Source organism: Pseudomonas sp. PA1(2017) (assembly GCF_001945375.1).
GTDB lineage: Bacteria > Pseudomonadota > Gammaproteobacteria > Pseudomonadales > Pseudomonadaceae > Aquipseudomonas.
The window spans coordinates 199,927-220,470 of the sequence record NZ_MSXU01000012.1 but is presented as its reverse complement, the minus strand read 5'-3'; the positions used below and the strand labels follow the sequence as shown (position 1 = coordinate 220,470).

The following is a 20,544-nucleotide window of genomic DNA, read 5'->3' as shown; positions in this document are numbered from 1 at the left end:
ACAGCACCCTCATTTGCTGTCAAGCTGTTTTTGAAGAATTTTTTCTTTCTTCTCAACACCTTGCAGCGCCCGACCAGACCATCTTCTCTCCAGCGGGAGGCGCATTCTACAGCGCTACAAACCGCTGTCAACACCCTCTTTTACCGCCTTCGATCAACCTGACCGAACCATCAACAGAACCACTCAAACCGCCCTGTCGATGCTGGCGCATTCTACTCGAATTCGCCGTCCGTGCAACCTTTATTTTCGTCTAACTCGTTGATCTACAAGGAGTTTTCAGATCAGGCTGCGCCGGAAGTGGTGCGCATTATAGGCCCCCACGAGATCAGGTCAACCCTTAATTTACGCTTTTATTCAGTTTTCAGCGTAACCCGCGCGAAAGCCTTCTTGCCGGCCTGGCAGACGTGGGTAGCGCCCAGCTTGAACACGAAGCTGCGATCGACCACCTGACCATCCACACGCACACCGCCTGAGCCGAGAAGATCACGCGCGACCGCTGCGTTCTTCACCAGGCCTGCTTTATTAAGTAGCGCGGCAATCGGCATATCATCGCCAGCTGCCAGCTCGACCTCCGGCAGATCTTCAGGCAGCTCGCCATCCTTCATCCGGTTACCGGCAGAACGGTGGGCTGTAGCCGCCGCCTCTTCGCCATGGAAACGCGCGACGATTTCTTCGGCCAGCTTGATCTTGATATCACGCGGGTTCGCGCCGGCTTCCACGTCCTTCTTGAACTGCTCGATCTCATCCATGGTGCGGAAGCTGAGCAATTCGAAGTAACGCCACATCAGCGCATCCGGCATGGACACCAGCTTGTTGTACATGACGCCCGGTGCTTCCTGGATGCCGATGTAGTTACCCAGGGACTTGGACATCTTCTTCACGCCATCCAGCCCTTCGAGCAGCGGCATGGTGACGACGCACTGGGACGACTGCCCATAGGCGCGCTGCAGTTCGCGTCCCATCAGCAGGTTGAATTTCTGATCGGTACCGCCGAGCTCGACATCGGCGCGTAGCGCCACAGAGTCATAGCCCTGCACGAGCGGGTAAAGGAACTCGTGAATGGCGATCGGTTGGTTGCCGGTGTAGCGCTTGTCGAAGTCATCGCGCTCGAGCATGCGCGCCACGGTGTACTGAGAGGCCAGGCGAATGAAGTCGGCCGGCGTCAGCTCGTTGATCCAGGTGGAGTTGAAGGCAACCTCGGTCTTGGCCGGGTCGAGGATCTTGAATACCTGAGCCTTGTAGGTCTCGGCGTTCTCCAATACCTGCTCACGGGTCAGCGGCGGGCGCGTTGCGCTCTTGCCGCTGGGATCGCCGATCATGCCGGTGAAGTCGCCGATCAGGAAGATCACCTGATGCCCCAACTCCTGGAACTGGCGCAGCTTATTAATAAGCACGGTGTGGCCCAGGTGCAGGTCCGGTGCAGTCGGGTCGAAGCCGGCCTTGATACGCAGCGGCTCACCGCGCTTGAGCTTCTCGATCAGCTCAGCTTCAACAAGGACTTCTTCCGCTCCGCGCTTGATCAGCGCGAGCTGCTCTTCAACCGACTTCATAGGACTCACAGCCACCAGATTCAAAAGGGCTCCAACCATACAAGATCGCCAACAAATGACAAGTTTTGCCCTGCAATGCCCGCTGCAGGTGCCGGCCATCACCTGCGGGGTTGCCTCGAGGTAGATTTGGTTATATTTTATACAGTTACTGCATATTCATCAGTTTCTTCTTTTTCCTCTTCATCTTTTCACTTCATCAAAAAGCAGCCCTTATGACCTCTACAACTAAAGCGCCGCCGCTCTACCCCAAGACACACATCATCGCAGCCAGCGGCGTCGCCGCCCTCCTAAGCCTTGCGCTGCTGGTGTTTCCCTCCCGCGAAGTAGAAGCAAAGAAGACGTTTCTCAATCTGGACATGGACAACGGCTCCGAGCAGATCCAGCAGAACCTGCCCAGTAATCAGGCAGGCGCCGAAGCCCAGGAAGACGTCGACTCGCCGTTCGCGCAGATAGAAGGCAGCGATGATTCGCAGAATGCCGAGCTCGACGCAGAGCCGGAGATCGCCGAGCAGCCGCCTGAAGATCCGCGTAGCAAGACGGTCGCTGTAGAAAATGGCGACACGCTTTCCACGGTGTTCAGCAAAGTGGGCCTGAGCCCCAACACCCTGCATGAAGTGATCAACAGCAGCAAAGAGGCCAAGCAGCTGACACGCCTCAAGGTCGGCCAGGAACTGCAGTTCCAGCTGAGCGAAGACGGCCAGTTGGAAAGCCTGCACAGCCAGCTCAGCGACCTGGAAAGCGTCAGCTTGAGCAAGACCGACAGCGGCTATGACTTCAAGCGTGAGCTGGTCAAGCCGGACGTACATGAATCCTACGCCCATGGGGTGATCAACAGCTCGCTGTTCGTGGCGGCCAAGCGCGCCGGCCTGTCCCACAACCTGACCATGGACTTGGCCAACATCTTCGGTTACGACATCGACTTCGCCATGGATATACGTGAAGGCGACGATTTCGAGGTCATCTACCAGAACAAGAAGGTTGGCGATAAATCGGTCGGCACCGGCAACATTCTGTCCGCACGTTTCACCAACCGTGGCAAAACCTTTACCGCTGTTCGCTATACCGACAAGCAGGGCAACGTCAGCTACTACGACGCCGATGGCAACAGCATGCGCAAGGCGTTCATTCGTACGCCGGTAGATTTCGCGCGCATCAGCTCGCGCTTCTCGAACGGCCGCAAGCACCCGATCCTCAACAAGATCCGCGCTCACAAGGGCGTCGACTATGCCGCACCACGCGGTACGCCGATCAAGGCTGCCGGTGATGGCAAGGTCATCCTGGCCGGCCGCAAAGGTGGCTATGGCAACACCGTGGTCCTGCAGCATGGCAGCCGTTACCGCACGCTCTATGCGCACATGCAGGGTTTCGCCAAAGGCGTTCGCACGGGCGGCAGCGTGAAGCAGGGCCAGATCATCGGCTATATCGGCACCACGGGTCTGTCGACAGGGCCGCACTTGCACTACGAGTTCCAGGTCAACGGCACTCACGTCGATCCGCTGAGCCAGAAGCTGCCGATGTCCGATCCGATCGCCCGCCAGGAGAAGCAACGCTTCCTGCAGATGAGCAAGCCGCTCATGGCCCGTATGGATCAGGAAAAAGCCACCATGCTCGCCCTCAACAAGCGCTGATCCCATGCTCTATCTCGGGGTGATGTCCGGTACCAGTCTCGACGGGCTGGACATCGCCCTTGTCGAGCAAGGCGAGCGCACTCGGTTGCTCGCCCACCATTATCAAGCCCTCCCCGACTCGCTTCGCCAGCAACTGCTCGATTTGTGCAGCCCGGGTGCGGATGAACTCGCCAGGGCCGCTCTTGCCGAGCACGCGTGGGCGCGGCTGGTTGCCGATGGCATCGACGGCCTGCTGCGCCAGCAGAACCTGCAACCCACCGCCATTCGCGCCATTGGCAGCCACGGCCAGACCGTGCGCCACGAACCGGCCCGGGGCTTCACCATCCAGATCGGCAACCCTGCCCTGCTGGCAGAACTGACCGGCATAACCGTAGTGGCCGACTTCCGGCGCCGCGACGTAGCCGCTGGCGGCCAGGGCGCCCCCCTGGTGCCGGCTTTTCACGAGGCGCTTTTCGCCAGCCCCGGCTCCGCTCGGGCAATTCTCAACGTGGGTGGCTTCAGCAACCTCAGCCTGCTGGAAGAGGGAAAGCCCGCCAAGGGCTTCGACTGTGGGCCGGGCAACGTGCTGATGGACGCCTGGATTCACCATCATCGCGGCCAGGCCTACGACAAGGACGGCGCATGGGCTGCCAGCGGTACGGTGCAGCCCGAGCTGCTGACCGCGTTGCTGGCGGATCCGTTCTTCCAGGCGACCGGGCCGAAAAGCACCGGGCGCGAGCTGTTCAACCTGCCCTGGCTGACGCGCCACCTGGAACAGCAGCCTGCCTATCAACCAGTAGACGTGCAGGCCACCCTGCTGGAACTGACGGCCACCAGCATCGCCAGCTCGTTGCGTAACGCGCAGCCAACGTGCAGCCAGCTACTGGTGTGCGGCGGCGGTGCTCATAACAAGGAGCTGCTGGCACGCTTGCAGGCACTGTTGCCTGCTGCCGAGGTGAGCAGCACCGACGACCATGGCGTGCCCGCCGACTGGGTCGAGGCCATGGCGTTCGCCTGGTTGGCCCACTGCTGCCTGAACGGCATCCCCGCCAACAGGCCGGAAGTCACCGGCGCCAAAGGCCTGCGAGTACTCGGCGCCATCTACCCGGCCTGAGCCTATGCGCTCGAATGAAACGCCGTGCACTTGCGCGGCGTTTTGTTTGCGCAGGCCTTTGAACCCTGAAACATGGGCGGGCGGGTGCTCAGCGGCAAGCGCAGGATGCAACGCCTCCCCCCGCGCCGCTTCAAATTGCTGCGGCGGCACCCCAAATACCTCAATGCCTGAAGGCTGCGCTCGGTGTCAGCCTCGAGCATTTACCCTCGAGGCGTGATCTTCGTGTTTGCGAGCACCTTCAAGGCCGTGGTGCCGGCTACCGCCATCCTGTGCGTCGGATTTCTTCTGTAGCGGCGCGGTCGCGCGGTTGACCCGCGTCCTGGTGCCAAAAAACGCCACGCTGAGAACATGCAGCGGGCCGATCCGTTCCAGTACCAACTTGAACGCCACCGGCAGGAGAAGGCCCAGCAGCATACTGACGGTAAAGACCAGCCACTGCTCCTCCACCTGCAGCTTGTTCAGCACGATGCGCGCCCCGGCGGTGCCGAAGACGTGGAACAGGTAGATCTCGAACGAGAAATAGCCCAGCCAGGCCAATGGCAGGAAATAGAAACGCCGGGCGATCAGCAGGCTGATGGCAGCCAGGCCCAGGGCGGTACCCACCACGGCTAGATCAATGTCGTCGAGGTCGATCAGCGCGAACAGATAGGCCTGGTCGATACCCACCAGGATCACCAGCGCCGCGGCCATGGTGATGACGCTGCTGCGGGTGATCAGCTGCTCGCTGAAACGATAGAGCCCCAGGCCCAGCAGGAAGAACGGAAACAGCTCTACTGCCCTGTCGAGACTGAACAGATTCGGGCAACCTTCCGATGCAAAGGACGCCGCCAGCGCCACCGCGAAAACCAGGCCGTAATTACGCAGGCTCAGCAGCAGACCTGCTTTTTCCAGCAACGCGATCACCATGAAGATGCAGAAGATCGCCTGCAGAAACCAGAAGTGCGCGTAACTGAAGAAGTAGATGCTGAAGATCTCGCTCAGCTGCGGTTTGTCGTTGGTGTTGGGCACGATCATCTGCAAAGCGAAGAACAGCGTCGAGACCGTCAGCAGCGGTATGCCGACGCGTTTGAACTTGCCTTGGTAGAAGCGCGAGAGGTCACTGCCGGTGTTCACCGGACGCAGCGCATAGACGTAGCCCGAGATGGCGGTGAATAGCGGCATGCGGATGTAGACGAGTGAATCGTAAAGATAGCGCAGCACGGAGTCGTCCGGCACCTTCATGCCCAGGTCGGATGAACTGCCGATGACATGGCCCGCTACCATCAGAAACAGCGCCAGTCCGCGAATGGTCTCTATCCGCAGATCCTTTTCGGGCGTGGTCTTGGTCATGCTGAGTCCTCTGTACTAGCTAAGCGAGACAGCGTTTCCACACAGATGGGGAACGGATGCCGACGAATCGATCATCTGAGCCCGTGGAGCTTCGACTAGTTCATTGGCGGCCTTGCGGTAGGGACGGATTCGATTTCGATAAGCGCGCCCTCCTTCACCTGGCTTAGCAGCTACATCATTTCCCCAGCACAAGGAGCGCCCGAGATTCCCGCCTGTACACACCAGCAGCGGCGGTTACGAATAACCTGGCGCTGGACGATACAACATAACATTACTATATTGTCCGCCCTTTTTTGCCACTGGGCGGTGCGGCGCTGGCCCCTGCCTGTCGACCGACTTGCCAAGGATCTGCCCATGCTGCTCAGCAAACGCCCTCGCCTCTCCCTGCTCGCAGGTGCCCTCGCCACCTGGCTGACACTGACAGCCGGCCATGTCACCGCCGATGATCGCGTGTTCGACGTGGTCGCACCGTTCGAGATCGGCGGGCTGGATCCGGCGATTTCCGGGTTCATCTTCCAGCGCATGCAGATTACCGAAACCCTGCTCGAAGCCGACGCCAAGGGCCAGCCGCTGCCGGCACTGGCCGAACGCTGGAGCGTGTCGGACGATGGCAAGCAGTGGACGCTGTCGATCCGCCAGGGCGTGAAGTTCCACGACGGCAGCGACCTCACCGCCGCCGTTGCCGCCCATGCCCTGGAGGCGGCGCGCAAGAAGCCCGGCATGTTGCGCGACGCGCCGATCACCGCGATCAGTGCCAATGGCAATGACGTGGTGATCGCCCTGAACAAGCCCTTCAAACCGCTGGCGGCGCTGCTGGCTCATTCGTCCACCAACATTCTGGCCAGCGCGGCCTATGACGCAGACGACAACGTCAAGCAGATCATCGCCACCGGCCCGTATCAGCTGACCCTGCTGGAGCCGCCGCAGCGCCTCGCCGCAGAACGCTTCGACGGTTACTGGGGAACCAAACCGAGCATCGAGAAGACCACTTACCTCGGCGCCGGTCGCGGCGAAACCCGTTCGCTGATGGCCGAGAGCGGCGGCGCCGAACTGGTATTCCAGCTCGACCCGCCGAGCATCGCGCGCCTGCAGCGCAACCCCAACGTGCAGGTGCTGATGGGCCCGGTGCCGCGCGTGCTGGTGCTGGCGGCGAATGCCGGCAGCGGTGCCACCGCGCCGGTCGAGGTGCGCCGGGCCCTGAGCCTGGCGATCAACCGCGAAGGCATCACCGCCGCCGTGCTGCGCGCACCGGGCACCGGCGCTACGCAAATGTTCGCCGACAGCGTGCCGGCCTGGCACGACGCCAGCCTGCCACCGCTCAAGTACGACCCGCAGGCGGCCCGCGAGTTGCTCAAGGCACAGGGTTGGGCACCCGGCGCCGACGGCATCCTGGAAAAGGACGGCCAGCGCCTGCAACTCAAGCTGCTCACCTACTCCGACCGCCCGGAACTGCCGCTGATCGCCACCGCCCTGCAGGCGCAACTGCGCGAGGTGGGCGTGGATGTGGAGGTTGCCGTGGGCAACGCCAGCGCGGTTCCCGCCGCCCATAACGACGGCACCCTGCAACTGGCCCTGTACGGCCGCAACTACGCCCTGGTGCCCGACCCACTGCTGACCCTGATGGCCGACTTCGGCAACGGTGGTGCCGAGTGGGGCCCGCTGGGCTGGAACAACCCGCAGTTCGACCAGACCCTGAGCAAACTGCTGGCCAGCAATGATCCGGTCGAGCAACAGCAGTTGCGCAACGAGCTTATGAAGCGTGTGCAGACTGATCTGCCGTTGATTCCGATCGCCTGGTATCGCCAGTCCATCGCCGTGTCCAAGCAGATCGAAGGCGCCGCTATCGATCCGTTCGAGCGCACCTTCGGCCTGAGCAGCATGCGGTGGCGTCCATGATCCGCCTGCTGGGCTTTCGCCTGCTGCAGGCGGTGATGGTCGCCGTGCTGATCGGCGCGCTGACCTTTCTGCTGATGAGCCTGCTGCCCGGTGATGCCGCCTACCGCATCGCCGCCGGGCGCTACGGATACGACATGGTCAACAGCGCCGCCGCTGAAGCGGTGCGCGCCGAACTGGGCCTGGACCAACCAGTACTGTGGCGCTTCACCGCGTGGATCGGCGACTTGCTGACCCTCGATCTGGGCAACTCGCTGGTTACCGGCCGGCCGGTGATGGACATGGTCGCCCACGAACTGGGCAGCTCCGTGCGCTTGGCGGTCGGCGCCGTCCTGCTGTCCTTTCTGATTGGCCCGCCGATCGGGGTGATCGCCGGCTTGCGTCCGGGTGGCATGCTGGATCGCGGCCTGCTGCTGCTCAGCACGGTCACTCGCGCCATCCCTCACTTCGTGCTCGGAGTGATTCTGGTGCTGATCTTCTCGGTGTGGCTGATGGTGCTGCCGTCCGCCGGCCATGGCAGCTTCACCCACACCATCCTGCCGACGCTGACCCTGGCGCTGGGGCTCGCGGCGGTCTCCTCCCGGGTCGCAAGGGACGCCACCGTGGCGGTGGCATCGTCCGCCTACTTCGCCTTCGGGCGCCTCAAGGGCCTCAGCGGCACCCAGGTATTCCTGCGCCACGGCCTGCGCAATATCGGCGTGCCGGTGGTGACCTATCTCGGCGTACAGCTGGTGTACCTGATCGAAGGCGTGGTGGTGGTCGAGACCCTGTTCGCCTGGCCGGGCATCGGCCATGGCCTGGTTCACGCCATCGTCCAGCGCGACGTGCCCATGGTGCAGGGTACCGCGTTGGCCATGGGACTGATGTTCGTGCTGCTCAATACCGCCGTGGACCTGCTCAACCACCTGATCGACCCGCGCCGGAGAACCGCATGAGCCTGGAAATCGCCATCGCCGAGGCGGCGCCCGCACCACGCGCGACCGTCCGTTACATCGGCCTCGCCCTGCTTGCGGCACTGGTCGCCTTCGCCGTCTGCATACCACTGTTCTGGGGCGTGGACATCGCCAAGCAGGACTACAGCGCGATTCTCGCCGGCGTCAGCAGCGCCCACCCGCTGGGCACCGATCACCTGGGCCGCGACATGCTCGCGCGCCTGGCCGCTGCCGTGCGCCTGTCGCTGGGCCTGGCGCTGGTCAGCGTCGCTACTGCGGCCATTCCCGGCGTGCTGCTGGGCATCCTGGCGGCATGGAAGGGCGGATGGGTCGACAAGGGTCTTGGGCTGCTGGCCGAGATGTTCCTGGCCCTGCCCGGCCTGCTGTTGGTTCTGCTGATCGTGGCCATCTATCCCGGCTCGTTCCTCGCCCTGTACGGCGCGGTGGCGCTGGTGCTGTGGATCGAATATTTCCGCATGACCCGTGCCCTGGCGCGTACGGTGCTGGCCTCGCCGGCCGTGGCCGCCTCACAACTGCTCGGCTTCGGCCCGCTGTACATCATCCGTCGTCACCTGTTGCCGGAACTGGCTCCGCTGCTGATGACCATCGCCGCCTTTGGCGCGGCCGCGGCGATCATGGCCATCGCAGCCCTGGGCTTCGTCAGCGTCGGCGTCAAGCCGCCGACCGCCGAGCTGGGCCTGATGATCACCGAGCTGCTGCCGTACTTCGCCGAAGCACCAGCGGTGATCGCCCTGCCGATCACCGTGATCTTTCTCATCGTTCTGTCACTGCTGCTGATTGCCGGGGGGCGCAAGCCATGAAACCACTGCTGAGCACCCGCGCCCTGGAAATCCGCACCGCCACCGCACAACTGGTCGAGCCGCTGTCCATCGACCTGTGGCCCGGCAAAGTACTGACCATCATCGGCGAAACCGGCTCAGGCAAGAGCCTGTTCGCCCAGGGCATCGTCGGCAACCTGCCACCGGGCCTCGCCGCCTACGGCGAGATCGAACTGGCCGGCGGCCTGCGCGAACCCGGCCAGGCCAGCGGTCGTCACGCCGCATGGGGCCGCGAACTTGCCGTACTGCCTCAAGAGCCCTGGCTGAGCCTGGATCCGACCATGCGCGCCCTCGACCAGGTCGCGGAAACCTACCGCTACGTGGTCGGCAAAAGCGCTCAAGAATCCCGTCAACAAAGCCGTCAGGACCTGACGCAGCTGGGCATCGAACAGGCCGAGGCGAAGTTTCCCTTTCAGCTCTCCGGCGGCATGGCACAGCGCCTGGCCTTCGCCGCCACCCACGCTGGGGGCGCCAAGGTGATGATCGCCGACGAGCCTACCAAAGGTCTCGACAGCGCGCGTATCGGCGAAGTGATCGGCCTGCTGCAGGCCGGCATCGCCGAGGGCGGCGCGCTGCTGATCATCACTCACGACATCGAGGTGGCGCGCCGGCTCGGTGGCGAGGTGATGATCATGCTCAAGGGCCGCGTCATCGAAAGCGGCAGCGCCGAGCAGGTACTCGACGCACCGCGCCACGAATACACCCGCCGCCTGCTGAATGCCGATCCGGCGCGCTGGCCGCGCCATGCCTCGTCAACGCCGGGCGGCGAGCCGGTGGTGCAGGTACGTGACCTGGCCGTGGAGCGTGGCGAACGCGTGCTGTTCGAGGGCTTGTCGTTCGAAGCGCGCCGGGGCGAAGTGGTCGGCGTGACCGGCCCCTCGGGCTGTGGCAAGTCGACCCTGGGCGACGTCATTCTCGGCCTGATGCAGGCGCGCCGCGGCACCGTGACCAAGTGCCGCGAGGCGCCGCGCGTGGCCTTCCAGAAGCTTTACCAGGACCCGGTGGCGGCCTTCGCGCCAACGATCACCCTGGGCCGCTGCCTGGCCGATCTGATCAAGCTGCATCGCCTCGATGCCAGCCGTATCGACGGGCTGCTGCAACGCCTGCGCCTCGACCGAGGCCTGCTCGACCGCTTGCCCGGCAACGTTTCCGGCGGCGAGCTGCAGCGTTTTTCCCTGCTGCGCGTGCTGCTGCTCGACCCGGTGTTCATCTTCGCCGACGAACCCAGCTCACGCCTCGACCTGATCACCCAGCAGGAGATGATCGAACTGCTGGTGGAAACCGCCCGGGAACGCCGCACCGCGGTGCTGCTGGTCAGCCACGACGAAGCGCTGATCGAGGCGGTAGCGGATCAACGCATTCGCCTGGGACACTGACCGGCCTGGTTCTGCACGAGCACTTCAGGTCTGTGCAGGAGTTTTCGAGGCAAGCAGCTCACTGATCCAGCGCACCTGCTGCTCCAGCCTTTCATCGGGTACGTCCTGGCTGGCGCGGGCCAGGCCGGCCAGGGTCTGCTGCTTGAGGCGCAGCAGACGCCGCCACTTGGCCTCGAACACCAAATCGCGTGCCTGCAAGAGCAGCGGGCCGAAATACAGTTCCTGTTCGGTATAGCGCGTCGGCTTACCGGGCTCGGCGACGATGATTTCGTAGAAGAAACGATTCTCCTGCAGCAGCTCTTCATGGGCGATGCGGTAGTCGTTGTCCATCAGCCACTGGCGCAGCGGCTGCTCACCGCCGTTGGGTTGCAGGATCAATAGCTCGTTGCCGCCGAGCCGCGCCTTGTCCCGCGCGAGAATGTCGCGGATGGTCTCGCCGCCCATGCCACAGAAGCTGATGGCAGTGATGCAGTCAGTTGGCTCGATGGCCGCCAACCCGTCGGCCAGGCGCACGGCGATGCGATCCCCCAGCTCGTGTTCGCGCACGCTGCGCTCGACGGCGCGCAACGGCGTGAGCGCCACCTCGCCGGCGACCGCGGCGCTGATCAGGCCGCGGCTCATCAGGGCGACGAGCAGATAGCCGTGGTCGGTGCCGATATCGGCAAGCCGTGCTCCGGCGGGCACCTGGGCGGCGACGCGCTCCAGGCGTGCGGACAATTTTCGTGGGGTCAACGGCTGCCTCGTCAATCAGCACCTTTCCGGGCCGGCGAGCGATTCTGTCGAGCAATGGCTGGCGAAGCAACCGGGCAGAGGCAGTGCAGGAGCGCCGCGGCTCAGCTGGCCCGCCGCCCGCCGATCAGGCCACCGACGCTGAGCGTGCCCACCTGCACGCCCTCGCAGGCCCGCGCTTCCTGCAGGCATTGCAGGCACAGCCGGGCATTGGCGCCGTGGGCGCATGTCAGGTCTGCGGTGCCTTGGTCGAGCAGGATGGCGCCGGCCTTGCGCGAGCGCATGTCGGGCAGCAGTTCGCTGACCACCGCGGCCAGGCTCAGGCAGCCCAGCTCGGCAGCCTCGGCGGCGTGATCGGGGCCATTGCTGGAGTCCAGGCCGTAGTACATGGCGTCGATGGGCCCCACGCTGCTGCGAATGGAGCGAATGATTGCCCGAACTTGCTCAGGGTGGGACAGGTCGCCGGTAAAAGTGCGGGTGGCGATGCCTTCGCTTTCCAGCACACAGGTCAGCGCCTGCACGCCGTGCGCATGATTGGTCACCAGCACCACGTCATAGCCCTGGTTGCCGTACTGACGGGCGGCCAGCGCGCCCACGCTGTTCTGCGCCCCGAAGACCACGAAAGTTCGATTCATGCCTCAACCCGCCCGAAAGTTGCGTGCACAGGTGCTCCGGCATCGCCTCGTGGGCGGCGGCCACCTTGCCTTGACGGCCCCGTCGGCCGTTGCAGGCGATGGTCACCCGGTAACATTGCCTGAACATTGCGTCGCGTTTTTGCCGGCTCCGCTACTATGTGCAGCTCCGATAAACCGCGCGGTGATGCACCTTGCGAATCCTCCTCGTCGAAGATGACCTGCCCATGGCCCAAGCCCTGCAAGAGGCGCTGGGCCGACACGGTTTGCTGGTGGATTGCGTGCACTCGCTGGCAGCGGCAGGCGCGACCCTGCGGCTGAACGTGCATGACCTGTTGATTCTCGATCGCGGCCTGCCCGATGGCGATGGCGTGGGTTTCATCGCTACCGCCAGGCGGCTCTGCCCGGCGCTGCCCATCGTGCTGCTCACCGCCCGCGGCGAGATCGCCGAGCGGGTCGATGGCCTCGATGGTGGCGCCGACGATTACCTGGTCAAACCAGTGGCGGTCGACGAGTTGCTGGCCCGGGTGCGGGCGATTGCCCGGCGCCCGGCCACCATGGTCCTACCCACCGCGACCCTTGGTGCGCTGTCGTTCGATTTCAGCGCCCGCGAGGCCATCGTCGATGGCCAGGCGCTGCCGTTGCCACGGCGCCAGCTGTTGATTCTCGAGGCGCTGATCTACCGCCAGGGTCGCACCGTACTGCGCGAGAACCTCCACGAGGCGGTGTATGGCCTGGCGGACGAGATCCAGTCCAACGCCCTGGACGCCCACGTGTCGCGGCTGCGCCGGGCGCTCAAGGACGCCGAGGCCGGCGTGGAGATCGCGGTGATCCGCGGCGTCGGTTACTTGCTCAAGGAAAGCCGATGAAAGCCGCCCACAACCCATCGCTGATCGGGCGCCTGCTGTGGTCGCTGTGCATCATGCAGGTGGTCGTGCTGGTGACGGCGATCGCCGGCACCCTGTATCACATCATCGACGACCAATTCACCTTCATGGATGACGCGGTGATCGACGTACTGGAAGACTCCATCGCCGTCACGCCCCAGGGCCTGGTATTCGAGCCCAACGAGCCGTTGCGCAAGTTGCAGGCCAGCAACCCTGGCCTATGGGTGGTGATCGCCGACGGTAACGGGCGCCGTGAAGAACTTGGCAGTGTGCCGGGCGAATACCGCGAACTGGCGAATTACGTTTCAGTGCTCGGCATCTCACAGATACGCGCGCTGCCGGAACACCGTCATCTGACCATGCGCATCGAGGTCAAGGAGATCCAGGGGCAACGGGTGCACATCATGGTCGGCGGCGTGGCGGACCTGAGCTTCACCAGCCTGATCGTCCAGGCCACCGGGCTGCTCAGCCCCTACTTCCTGACGCCGCTGCTGCTCTTCACCCTGCTGGCCACGCCCATCGTGGTGCTGCGCGCCATGCGCGGCGTGCGCCGGTTGGCCAGCCGCGCTGCGGCGCTGGATATCTCGCAGCACGATGCGCACCTGCCCGAGGACTCGGTGCCGCGAGAGATTCGCCCGCTGGTCAGTGCCTTCAACGCGGCCATGGAGCGATCCAGCAAGGCCTATCACGCCCGCGACCGTTTCCTGCGTGACGCCGCCCATGAGCTTCGCATGCCGATCGCCGTGTTGATGGCACGCCTGGACGGCATGCCGGCACACCCCATCAAACCCATGTTGCAGATCGACCTGGCACGCCTGGCCACCGTGGCCGAGCAGTTGCTCGACCTGCAACGGCTGCAGTCGCCAAAGGTGGAGTTCGAGTTAGTGGATCTGGTCGCGCTGAGCCGCGAAGTGATTTCCGATATCGCCCCCGTGGCCCTGACCCGCTGTGACGACCTGGTGCTGGAGGCACCCGAACATCCGGTGTGGGTGATGGGCCAACCCAGCGCCCTGAGCCGGGTGATCACCAACCTGCTGCAGAACGCTCTGGTGCACGGCGCCGGCGTAGGCAGCATCAGCTTGCAGGTCGGCACGAACGGCAGCATGGCGGTAGCGGATCAGGGCCCGGGTGTACCGCGGGAGGATCGAGAGCAGATCTTCCAGCCGTTCTATCGCGGCAAGACCGAACAGCCGGGCCACGGCCTCGGCCTGCATCTGGTGCAGGAAATCGTGCGGGCCCACGGTGGGCGTATCACGGTCGAGGACGCCACCGGCGGCGGCGCCATATTCAGGGTGCAGCTGCCGCTGGCTCCCGCTTAAGCGAGCGCGGCAATCAGGCGCAAGGGCTGGCGGCTACACGTCGGCTGGCCAGCGGACGAATCACGCTGAGCAGCCCCAGCAGCGCGATGCCGGCGCCGACCCACAGCGGCGCGCGCAGTCCGTAGCCGGCCTCGATGGCCGCGCCACCGGCCCAACTGCCGAACGCCAGCCCGGCGGTGATCACCGACGTGTGCAGGGTGTTGACCAGGGCGCCGGGCTCGGCTGCCTTCATCACCCGCGCGACCATCGCAGGGTTGAGCGCCACGCCGGTCAGGCCGATGGCGATGAAGCAGGTCAGGTTGAGCCAAAGGTTGTCTCCGGCCACGGCGAAGCCGCTCATGGCCAGCACCAGCACTACCAGCCCCAGGCCTAGCGCGGTGAAAGTATGGCTGTCGGCGAAACGGCCGACCACCATGTTACCGATCAGATTGGCCACGCCGTAGAGCGCCAGCATCGGCGCGACCTGGCCGGGCGCCAGGCCAACTTCCTGAATAAGGATCGGCGTGCAGTAGCTGAAGGCCGCGAAAGTCGCGCCAATGATCAGCCCGCTGGTCAGGTACGCGCCCCACAGGCGGCGGGTGCGCAGAGTCCTGATCTGTTCGCCAAGGCGAGCTTCGCCACCAGCCTCGCCCTTGGGCAGGCGCATGGCGGCGAGCAGCGTACAGACCAGCGCCAGGCCGACCACCGCCCAGGAGCTGGCGCGCCACCCGTGATGCTGCTCGATCCAGGCGGTCAGCGGCACACCGGCCACCGGCGAGAGCATCAGGCCGGCGAGCACCACCGATACCGCGCGACCGCGTTCCTGATTGGAGACCATCGCCGCACACAGGGTCATGCACAGACCGATGCAGGCCGCACTGGACACGCCCATGATGATCCGTGCAACCGCCAGTACCGGATAGCTGGTCGCCGCCGCGGCGAGCGCACCGGCCAGCACGTACACCGCCAGCAAGCCGACCAGCGCCTGCTTGCTGCCGATGCCGCGTGACAATAACAGCATGGTCACCGGTGGGCCACCCAGGGCCATGCCCAGCGCGTAGAAGGCAATCAGGTTGCCGACCTCACCCAGGCTCACCGAAAACGCCTCGGCCAGGGCCGGCATCATGCCGGCGACCATGAATTCGGCCGTGACCAGCGAGAAGATCGTCGCACCCAGCAGGTAGATGGTGAACGGCAGTTTGGGACGAGCGGACATGGGCGACCTTGAGTCTGGAAAAACGGGTCGCCACCCTATGCACTCAAGCCGCCAGGGTCAAATGAACGCGGTGCATAACGCTCATGCCCAGCGGCAATGGTGCGATCTAGACACCTGCTTAACGCTTGCTCAGCCTTCAGGCCCAACGCAATCGGCTATCCCATTTCGGCACAAGTTAATCTTATTAATCATTAAACAGTTTTACGGAACGGAAATTGCCTTATTGTGAGAACACCGCATCGAAGCGCAGTAGAGGTTTCGAAAATGCACAGTTCTCTCGCTCCCACGCCCGATTCGCCCCTTTGCCCCTCGCCTTCGGCGATCCGCTACCGGCGCTCCCACGACGTCGAGGAACACGCGCAGCTGTCCGGCTGGCAGCTGCGTTACGACCAGCTCAGCGCCGGGCGCTTCAGCGGCGAGATACTCGAGGTGCAGCTCGACGGCATGCAGCTGATCCGCGACCGCGCCAACCAGGCGATGCTCAAGCAGGCGGCCACCTGGTCCGGCGCGATTGTCTTCGCCATGCCGATGCGCTGCGCCGACCCGCACGTGCATTGCGGGGGCCATTCGATTCACGCACCAAGCCTGCTGATCGGCCACGGCGCCCATCTGCCGGAACTGCGCGTGCATGGCGATCTGGATGCGGTGTGCATCGCCATCGACGAGCAGTCGCTGCAACGCACGCTGCACCAGCAGCAGCGCGAACTCGACCTGACGCGCCTGTCACGCTGTTACCAGTTGCTCGGCCAAGCAGACCAGCAGCAATTGATCAGCCTGTTCGGCAGCGTGCTTGACCAGCAGGCGCCCGGCGCCACACTGCTCGACCACGCTACGATCCGCGGCGCCATCCGCGATGCGGTGATCATGCATCTGCTGGAGCTGATCGACAGCGAAGACGACCACTCGCTGTCGCCCAGCGCGCGCCGGCGCATGGTCGACCGCGCCCGGGATTACGCCCTGGCTCACCCGGACCGGCCGATCAACATTCTCGAGCTGTGCAACCAGATAGGCGCCAGCCGCCGTAAGCTGCAGTACTGCTTTCAGGAAGCGCTGGGTATCAACCCGATCGCCTACCTGCGCACCATCCGCCTCAACGCGGTGCACCGCCAGTTGCGCCACGCCAGCGAGACCGATTCGGTACAGAGCATCGCCGCCAACTGGGGCTTCTGGCACCTGAGCCGCTTCGCCAGCGACTACCGCCAGCTGTTCGGCTGCAAGCCGTCGGATACCTTGCGTCAGGCTCGCCAATACTGTGCTGAAAACGGATAACGGCAGGCGCTGAAGCCACCCTAGGCTGACCTCCCACACAATAATAAAAGGGGTCAGCCATGACGGTTCGCCGTGCGTCACTCGTTCATCTATCCGCCCTTCTCGGCGCCACCCTGCTGCTCGGCAGCCAGGCCCAGGCGACGGAAAACGGGGCACCTACCACGCCCGCCGGGCTCAACGACTTCGGTGCCGGCATGACGCCGCCGCCCACGCCGTTCGGCACCCTGGGCGTGCGCGCGGCCTACTACTCCACCAACCAGTTGAAGGATGGCGACGGCAGGAAGGTCAACAATGCCTTCTCGCTGGACGTGCTGTCGCTTGGCGTGGCCTACATCCGCATGACCGACCTGCAGCTGTTCGGCGCCCGCTACGGTTTCGCCATCGTCCAGCCGTTCTTCCAGATGGACGCTCGCCTCAAGGTCGATACCCCGTTCGGCCCACTGCGCTTCGAGAAGGAAGTGTTCCGCCAGGCCGACACGCAGATCACCCCACTGATCCTGCAGTGGGATATCTCGCGCAACCTGTTCGTCAACACCAGCCTGCAGATCCAGGCGCCGACCGGCGATTACGACAAGAACCGGCTGATCTCCCCCGGCCTCAATCACTGGACCGTCTCGCCGGCGCTCAACGCCACCTGGATCAGCGACGGCGGCTTCGAGGTGTCGTCCAGCCAGCAGTTGGACATCAACAGCCGCAACCACGCCACCGACTACCGCAGCGGCACCGAGTACCGTCACGAGCTCGCCGTGGGCCAGCACGTCGGCCCCTGGACCGTCGGCCTGGGCGGTTACTACTACCAGCAGATCAGCGATGACGACGCGCCCAACCTGCAGAGCGGCAACCGCGCCCGTGTCATCGCCGTCGGCCCGGCCGTGAGCTTCTTCAAACCCGGTCTGCCGCCGGTGTGGCTGCACGCCTACAAGGAGTTCGGCGCCGAGAACCGCAGCGAAGGCTACAACGTCGCGCTGCGCGTCGCGTACAGCTTCTGAGGTGGCCGCCATGACGATCGAATCTTCCGTGTCATCCCAGGCCGTCTCATCCCAAGGCGGCACGCGCCAGGCCGTGACCCGCCGCGAAGGGCTGGTGCTGGTACTGGGCAGCAGCCTGACCATCATGGGCTCGGTGATGGTCGCGCCCATCCTGCCCAAGCTCGGCGCCGAATTCGGCCCGCTGGAGCCGCGCGCCGATGTGCTGGTGCCGTTGGCCATCACCGGGCCGGCCCTGGCAATTGCGCTGTTCGCCCCCCTGGCCGGCTGGATCGCCGACCTCGTGGGCCGCAAGGCGCTGCTGGTCATCGCCACGCTGATGTACGCGCTACTCGGCGTGCTGCCGACGCTGCTCGATGACCTCAGCCATATCGTCGGCGCGCGACTGTTGTTCGGCTGCGCCGAGGCGGCGATCATGACCTGCTGCGCCGCGCTGATCGCCGACTACTGGCAGGGCGAGGACCGCATGCGCCTGGTCAACCTGCAGGTGGTTGCCATCGGCCTGGTCGGCTCGCTGTGCTTCGTGATCGGCGGCGCCCTGGGCGAGCAGTCCTGGCGGCTGCCGTTCTACCTGTACCTGCTGCCGCTGCTGCTGATCCCGGCGATGCTGCGCGTGCTCTGGGAGCCGCCAGTGCGGGTGGCGAGCAGCCTCGAGACGAACGACACACCGGTGTCCATCCCGCGGCTGGTGGTCGGCTACCTGCTGATTCTCGGCGGCATGGTGCTGGCCGTGGTGGTGCCGGTGCAGTCGCCCCTGCTGCTGGCCAGCATGGGCATCACCTCCAGCACGATGATCGGCGCCTGCGCCGGCCTGGGCCTGCTGTCCAGCCTCGGCGGCTCGATAGCCTGGCCGCTGTTGCGCCGCGCCCTCGGCATCCCCGGTTGCAATGCCCTGCTGCTGGGGCTGATGGCCACCGGTCTGTGGCTGCTGATCCACGCCGGCAGCTACCAGGACATGCTGATCGCGGTGGTCGTCCACGGCCTCGGCGTCGGCCTCCTGGTGCCCAACGCCATGGCACCGGTGATGAACGCCCTGAGCGCCACCACCCGCGGCCGCGGCCTGGGCGGCTTCACCGGCTGCCTGTACATCGGCCAGTTCGCCAGCCCGTTGGCAGTCGCCACCCTGATGTCACTGGGTTACGACCTGCGCGGCGCCATCGGCTGGCTGGCCGCCGCGAGCCTGGCCTGCGCGGCCATCTGGCTGGTCGCCGCACTGGTCGGCCCACGCGCGGCGCCCCTCGCCTCCCATCTCTGAATTCCCTTTGCCCCGCTGGCCTGCCAGCGGGCGTTACCCACTAGCCGAGGTTTGCCATGAGCGACATTCACACCCTGATGGATCACTACGACGCCACCGGCCTGGCCGGCCTGGTCGACAAAGGCGAGGTCAGCCCCGGCGAGTTGCTGGAAGCGAGCATCACGCGCCTGGAACAGGTCGAGCCGCAGCTCAACGCGGTGTCCGAAAAACTCTACGACAGCGCCCGCCAGGCGAAGCTCGGCCATGGCCCGTTTCGCGGTGTACCAACGCTGATCAAGGACCTGTTCGCGCCGCTCGACGGCGCACGCATGAGCAATGGTTCGCTGGCCCTCGGCGAAGCCCGCATGGCGCTGGACGACGCCGTGGTCAGCCGGCTTCGTGAGGCCGGCTGCCAGTTCATCGGCACCACCACCGCGCCGGAATTCGGCACCTCCTACACCACCGAATCGACCCGTTTCGGCGCCACCCGCAACCCCTGGCATACCGCGCGCAGCGCTGGCGGCTCAAGCGGCGGAGCCGCGGCGTTGGTCGCTGCCCGCGTGGTGCCCTTCGCCCACGGTAACGATGGCGGCGGCTCGCTACGCGTGCCGGCCTCCTGTTGCGGGGTGTTCGGCCTCAAACCAAGCCGCGGGCGCATGCCCAGTGGGCCGCTGACCGGCGAAGGCTGGGCCGGCATGGGCACCGCCCATGCGATCACCCTATCGGTACGTGACAGTGCCGCGCTGCTGGACATCACCGCCGGCGCCGACCTTGGCGCGCCCTACGCCGCGCCCTGGCAGCACGAGCCTTTCGTCGACAGCCTGCGTCGCCCGCCACGTCCGCTGCGCATCGCCCTGGTCGAGCATCTGGCGCCCTGGAGCAGCGGCCCCGAAGCCCTGGCGGCGGTGCGCCACACTGCCCGGCTGTGCGAATCCCTCGGTCACCGCGTCGAGCACGCAGCGCTGCCGGTCGATGCCCTGGCCTTTCTCGATCAGGTGTTCGACATCATCGGCGCCAGCACCAGCAGCTACGTAACGCTGCTCGGCGAAATGCGCGGCGCAGCGGTGAGCGATGCGGAGCTGGAGCCACGTACGCGGGTCATCCTGCGCGAAAAGGGCGATACCAGCGGTGCGCGTTATGCCGATGCAGTGGCCAGCATCCATATGCTGGGCCGGCGCCTGGCCGCCTTCCTCACCGACTACGACCTGATCCTCACCCCGACGCTGACCCGCGAACCGCCGTTGATCGGCACCCTGGATCCGTTCGACGACAGCCTCGACCTGGCGGCACTGATCGAGCGTTTCCACAGCTACTCGCCTTTTACCGCGCTGTTCAACGCCAGCGGCCAGCCGGCGATGTCGGTGCCGCTGTACTGGACCGCCGACGGCCTGCCGCTGGGCTCGCACTTCGCCGCACGCTTCGCCGAGGAAGGCACCCTGCTGGCTTTGGCGGCCCAACTGGAACAGGCCCAACCCTGGGCCGGGCGCGTGCCGCCGGTGAACGCCAGGCGGCGCTGACCGAACGCGGGCTCGGCCACGCCGCTGCCCGCGTCATCTCACCCAGCGTCTGGTTCACGGGCGCTGCGCCTCTGCCACCAAAACGCCCAACAAGGGCGCAGCACGCGGCGCCTCTGCTTCATTCGGTGACATTCGC

At 65.1% G+C, this 20,544-nt stretch carries 18 protein-coding genes; 13 read left to right on the top strand and 5 right to left on the bottom strand.

The features are described from left to right. Positions 1 to 254, top strand: a 254-nt coding sequence (locus tag BVH01_RS24865) for a hypothetical protein (protein WP_218189116.1), incomplete at its 5' end; no start/stop codon positions are given. Positions 255 to 350: 96 nt separating this feature from the next. Here BVH01_RS24865 and tyrS read toward each other — a convergent pair. Next, a complete protein-coding gene (gene tyrS, locus BVH01_RS18335) occupies positions 351 to 1,550 on the bottom strand; it encodes a tyrosine--tRNA ligase (protein ID WP_075931677.1) in 1,200 nt (399 codons plus the stop codon). A 212-nt stretch (positions 1,551 to 1,762) separates the two neighbouring features. Here tyrS and BVH01_RS18330 point away from each other — a divergent pair, with 212 nt between their 5' ends. Beyond that, complete coding sequence (locus BVH01_RS18330) at positions 1,763 to 3,178, top strand: peptidoglycan DD-metalloendopeptidase family protein (protein WP_075931676.1); 1,416 nt, start codon at positions 1,763 to 1,765, stop codon at positions 3,176 to 3,178. A 4-nt stretch (positions 3,179 to 3,182) separates the two neighbouring features. Continuing rightward, entirely contained in the window at positions 3,183 to 4,271 is a 1,089-nt protein-coding gene (locus tag BVH01_RS18325) for an anhydro-N-acetylmuramic acid kinase (protein ID WP_075931675.1), read from the top strand. Positions 4,272 to 4,457: 186 nt separating this feature from the next. Here the strand turns inward: BVH01_RS18325 and BVH01_RS18320 are convergent, their stop codons facing one another. After that, positions 4,458 to 5,600: an acyltransferase family protein gene (locus tag BVH01_RS18320; RefSeq protein ID WP_256562801.1), complete on the bottom strand. Its 1,143-nt coding sequence runs from the start codon at positions 5,598 to 5,600 to the stop codon at positions 4,458 to 4,460. A 354-nt stretch (positions 5,601 to 5,954) separates the two neighbouring features. On the opposite strand from BVH01_RS18320, the gene BVH01_RS18315 reads away from it, so the two are divergent. The 4 genes from BVH01_RS18315 to BVH01_RS18300 are packed head-to-tail and all read left to right on the top strand — an operon-like array spanning position 5,955 to position 10,640. Further along, complete coding sequence (locus BVH01_RS18315; RefSeq protein ID WP_075931674.1) at positions 5,955 to 7,496, top strand: ABC transporter substrate-binding protein; 1,542 nt, start codon at positions 5,955 to 5,957, stop codon at positions 7,494 to 7,496. Further along, a complete protein-coding gene (locus tag BVH01_RS18310; RefSeq protein ID WP_075931673.1) occupies positions 7,493 to 8,428 on the top strand; it encodes an ABC transporter permease in 936 nt (311 codons plus the stop codon). Before BVH01_RS18315 ends, BVH01_RS18310 begins: the two co-directional genes overlap by 4 nt. Then, positions 8,425 to 9,246: an ABC transporter permease gene (locus BVH01_RS18305; protein WP_075931672.1), complete on the top strand. Its 822-nt coding sequence runs from the start codon at positions 8,425 to 8,427 to the stop codon at positions 9,244 to 9,246. The genes BVH01_RS18310 and BVH01_RS18305 overlap by 4 nt, the downstream gene beginning before the upstream one ends. Then, a complete protein-coding gene (locus tag BVH01_RS18300; protein ID WP_075931671.1) occupies positions 9,243 to 10,640 on the top strand; it encodes an ABC transporter ATP-binding protein in 1,398 nt (465 codons plus the stop codon). Before BVH01_RS18305 ends, BVH01_RS18300 begins: the two co-directional genes overlap by 4 nt. Before the next feature lie 24 nt (positions 10,641 to 10,664). Here the strand turns inward: BVH01_RS18300 and BVH01_RS18295 are convergent, their stop codons facing one another. Together BVH01_RS18295 and BVH01_RS18290 are read right to left on the bottom strand one after the other, a co-directional pair. Further along, positions 10,665 to 11,372 carry a tRNA (adenine(22)-N(1))-methyltransferase TrmK gene (locus tag BVH01_RS18295; protein WP_075931670.1) on the bottom strand — a complete coding sequence of 236 codons (708 nt, stop codon included), beginning with the start codon at positions 11,370 to 11,372 and terminating at the stop codon, positions 10,665 to 10,667. 101 nt (positions 11,373 to 11,473) lie between these two features. Further along, the gene (locus BVH01_RS18290; protein WP_075931669.1) at positions 11,474 to 12,004 is read right to left on the bottom strand and encodes an SDR family NAD(P)-dependent oxidoreductase; all 531 of its coding nucleotides are present in this window, start codon (positions 12,002 to 12,004) and stop codon (positions 11,474 to 11,476) included. 191 nt (positions 12,005 to 12,195) lie between these two features. On the opposite strand from BVH01_RS18290, the gene BVH01_RS18285 reads away from it, so the two are divergent. Continuing rightward, complete coding sequence (locus BVH01_RS18285; RefSeq protein WP_075931668.1) at positions 12,196 to 12,870, top strand: response regulator transcription factor; 675 nt, start codon at positions 12,196 to 12,198, stop codon at positions 12,868 to 12,870. Next, positions 12,867 to 14,207, top strand: coding sequence for a sensor histidine kinase KdpD (locus BVH01_RS18280; RefSeq protein ID WP_075931667.1), 1,341 nt, complete (start codon positions 12,867 to 12,869; stop codon positions 14,205 to 14,207). Before BVH01_RS18285 ends, BVH01_RS18280 begins: the two co-directional genes overlap by 4 nt. A gap of 13 nt (positions 14,208 to 14,220) precedes the next feature. On the opposite strand, the gene BVH01_RS18275 is transcribed toward BVH01_RS18280, so the two are convergent. Next, entirely contained in the window at positions 14,221 to 15,402 is a 1,182-nt protein-coding gene (locus BVH01_RS18275) for an MFS transporter (protein WP_075931666.1), read from the bottom strand. Between the two features lie 264 nt (positions 15,403 to 15,666). On the opposite strand from BVH01_RS18275, the gene BVH01_RS18270 reads away from it, so the two are divergent. From BVH01_RS18270 to BVH01_RS18255, 4 genes are read left to right on the top strand one after another with little or no spacing between them, the layout of a single operon-like run. Next, positions 15,667 to 16,671 carry a helix-turn-helix domain-containing protein gene (locus BVH01_RS18270; RefSeq protein ID WP_075931665.1) on the top strand — a complete coding sequence of 335 codons (1,005 nt, stop codon included), beginning with the start codon at positions 15,667 to 15,669 and terminating at the stop codon, positions 16,669 to 16,671. 59 nt (positions 16,672 to 16,730) lie between these two features. Then, the gene (locus BVH01_RS18265) at positions 16,731 to 17,660 is read left to right on the top strand and encodes a transporter (protein WP_075931664.1); all 930 of its coding nucleotides are present in this window, start codon (positions 16,731 to 16,733) and stop codon (positions 17,658 to 17,660) included. Between the two features lie 10 nt (positions 17,661 to 17,670). Continuing rightward, positions 17,671 to 18,912 carry an MFS transporter gene (locus tag BVH01_RS18260; protein WP_075931663.1) on the top strand — a complete coding sequence of 414 codons (1,242 nt, stop codon included), beginning with the start codon at positions 17,671 to 17,673 and terminating at the stop codon, positions 18,910 to 18,912. A gap of 56 nt (positions 18,913 to 18,968) precedes the next feature. Then, positions 18,969 to 20,408 carry an amidase gene (locus BVH01_RS18255; RefSeq protein ID WP_075931662.1) on the top strand — a complete coding sequence of 480 codons (1,440 nt, stop codon included), beginning with the start codon at positions 18,969 to 18,971 and terminating at the stop codon, positions 20,406 to 20,408. The last annotated feature ends 136 nt before the right edge of the window (positions 20,409 to 20,544 follow it).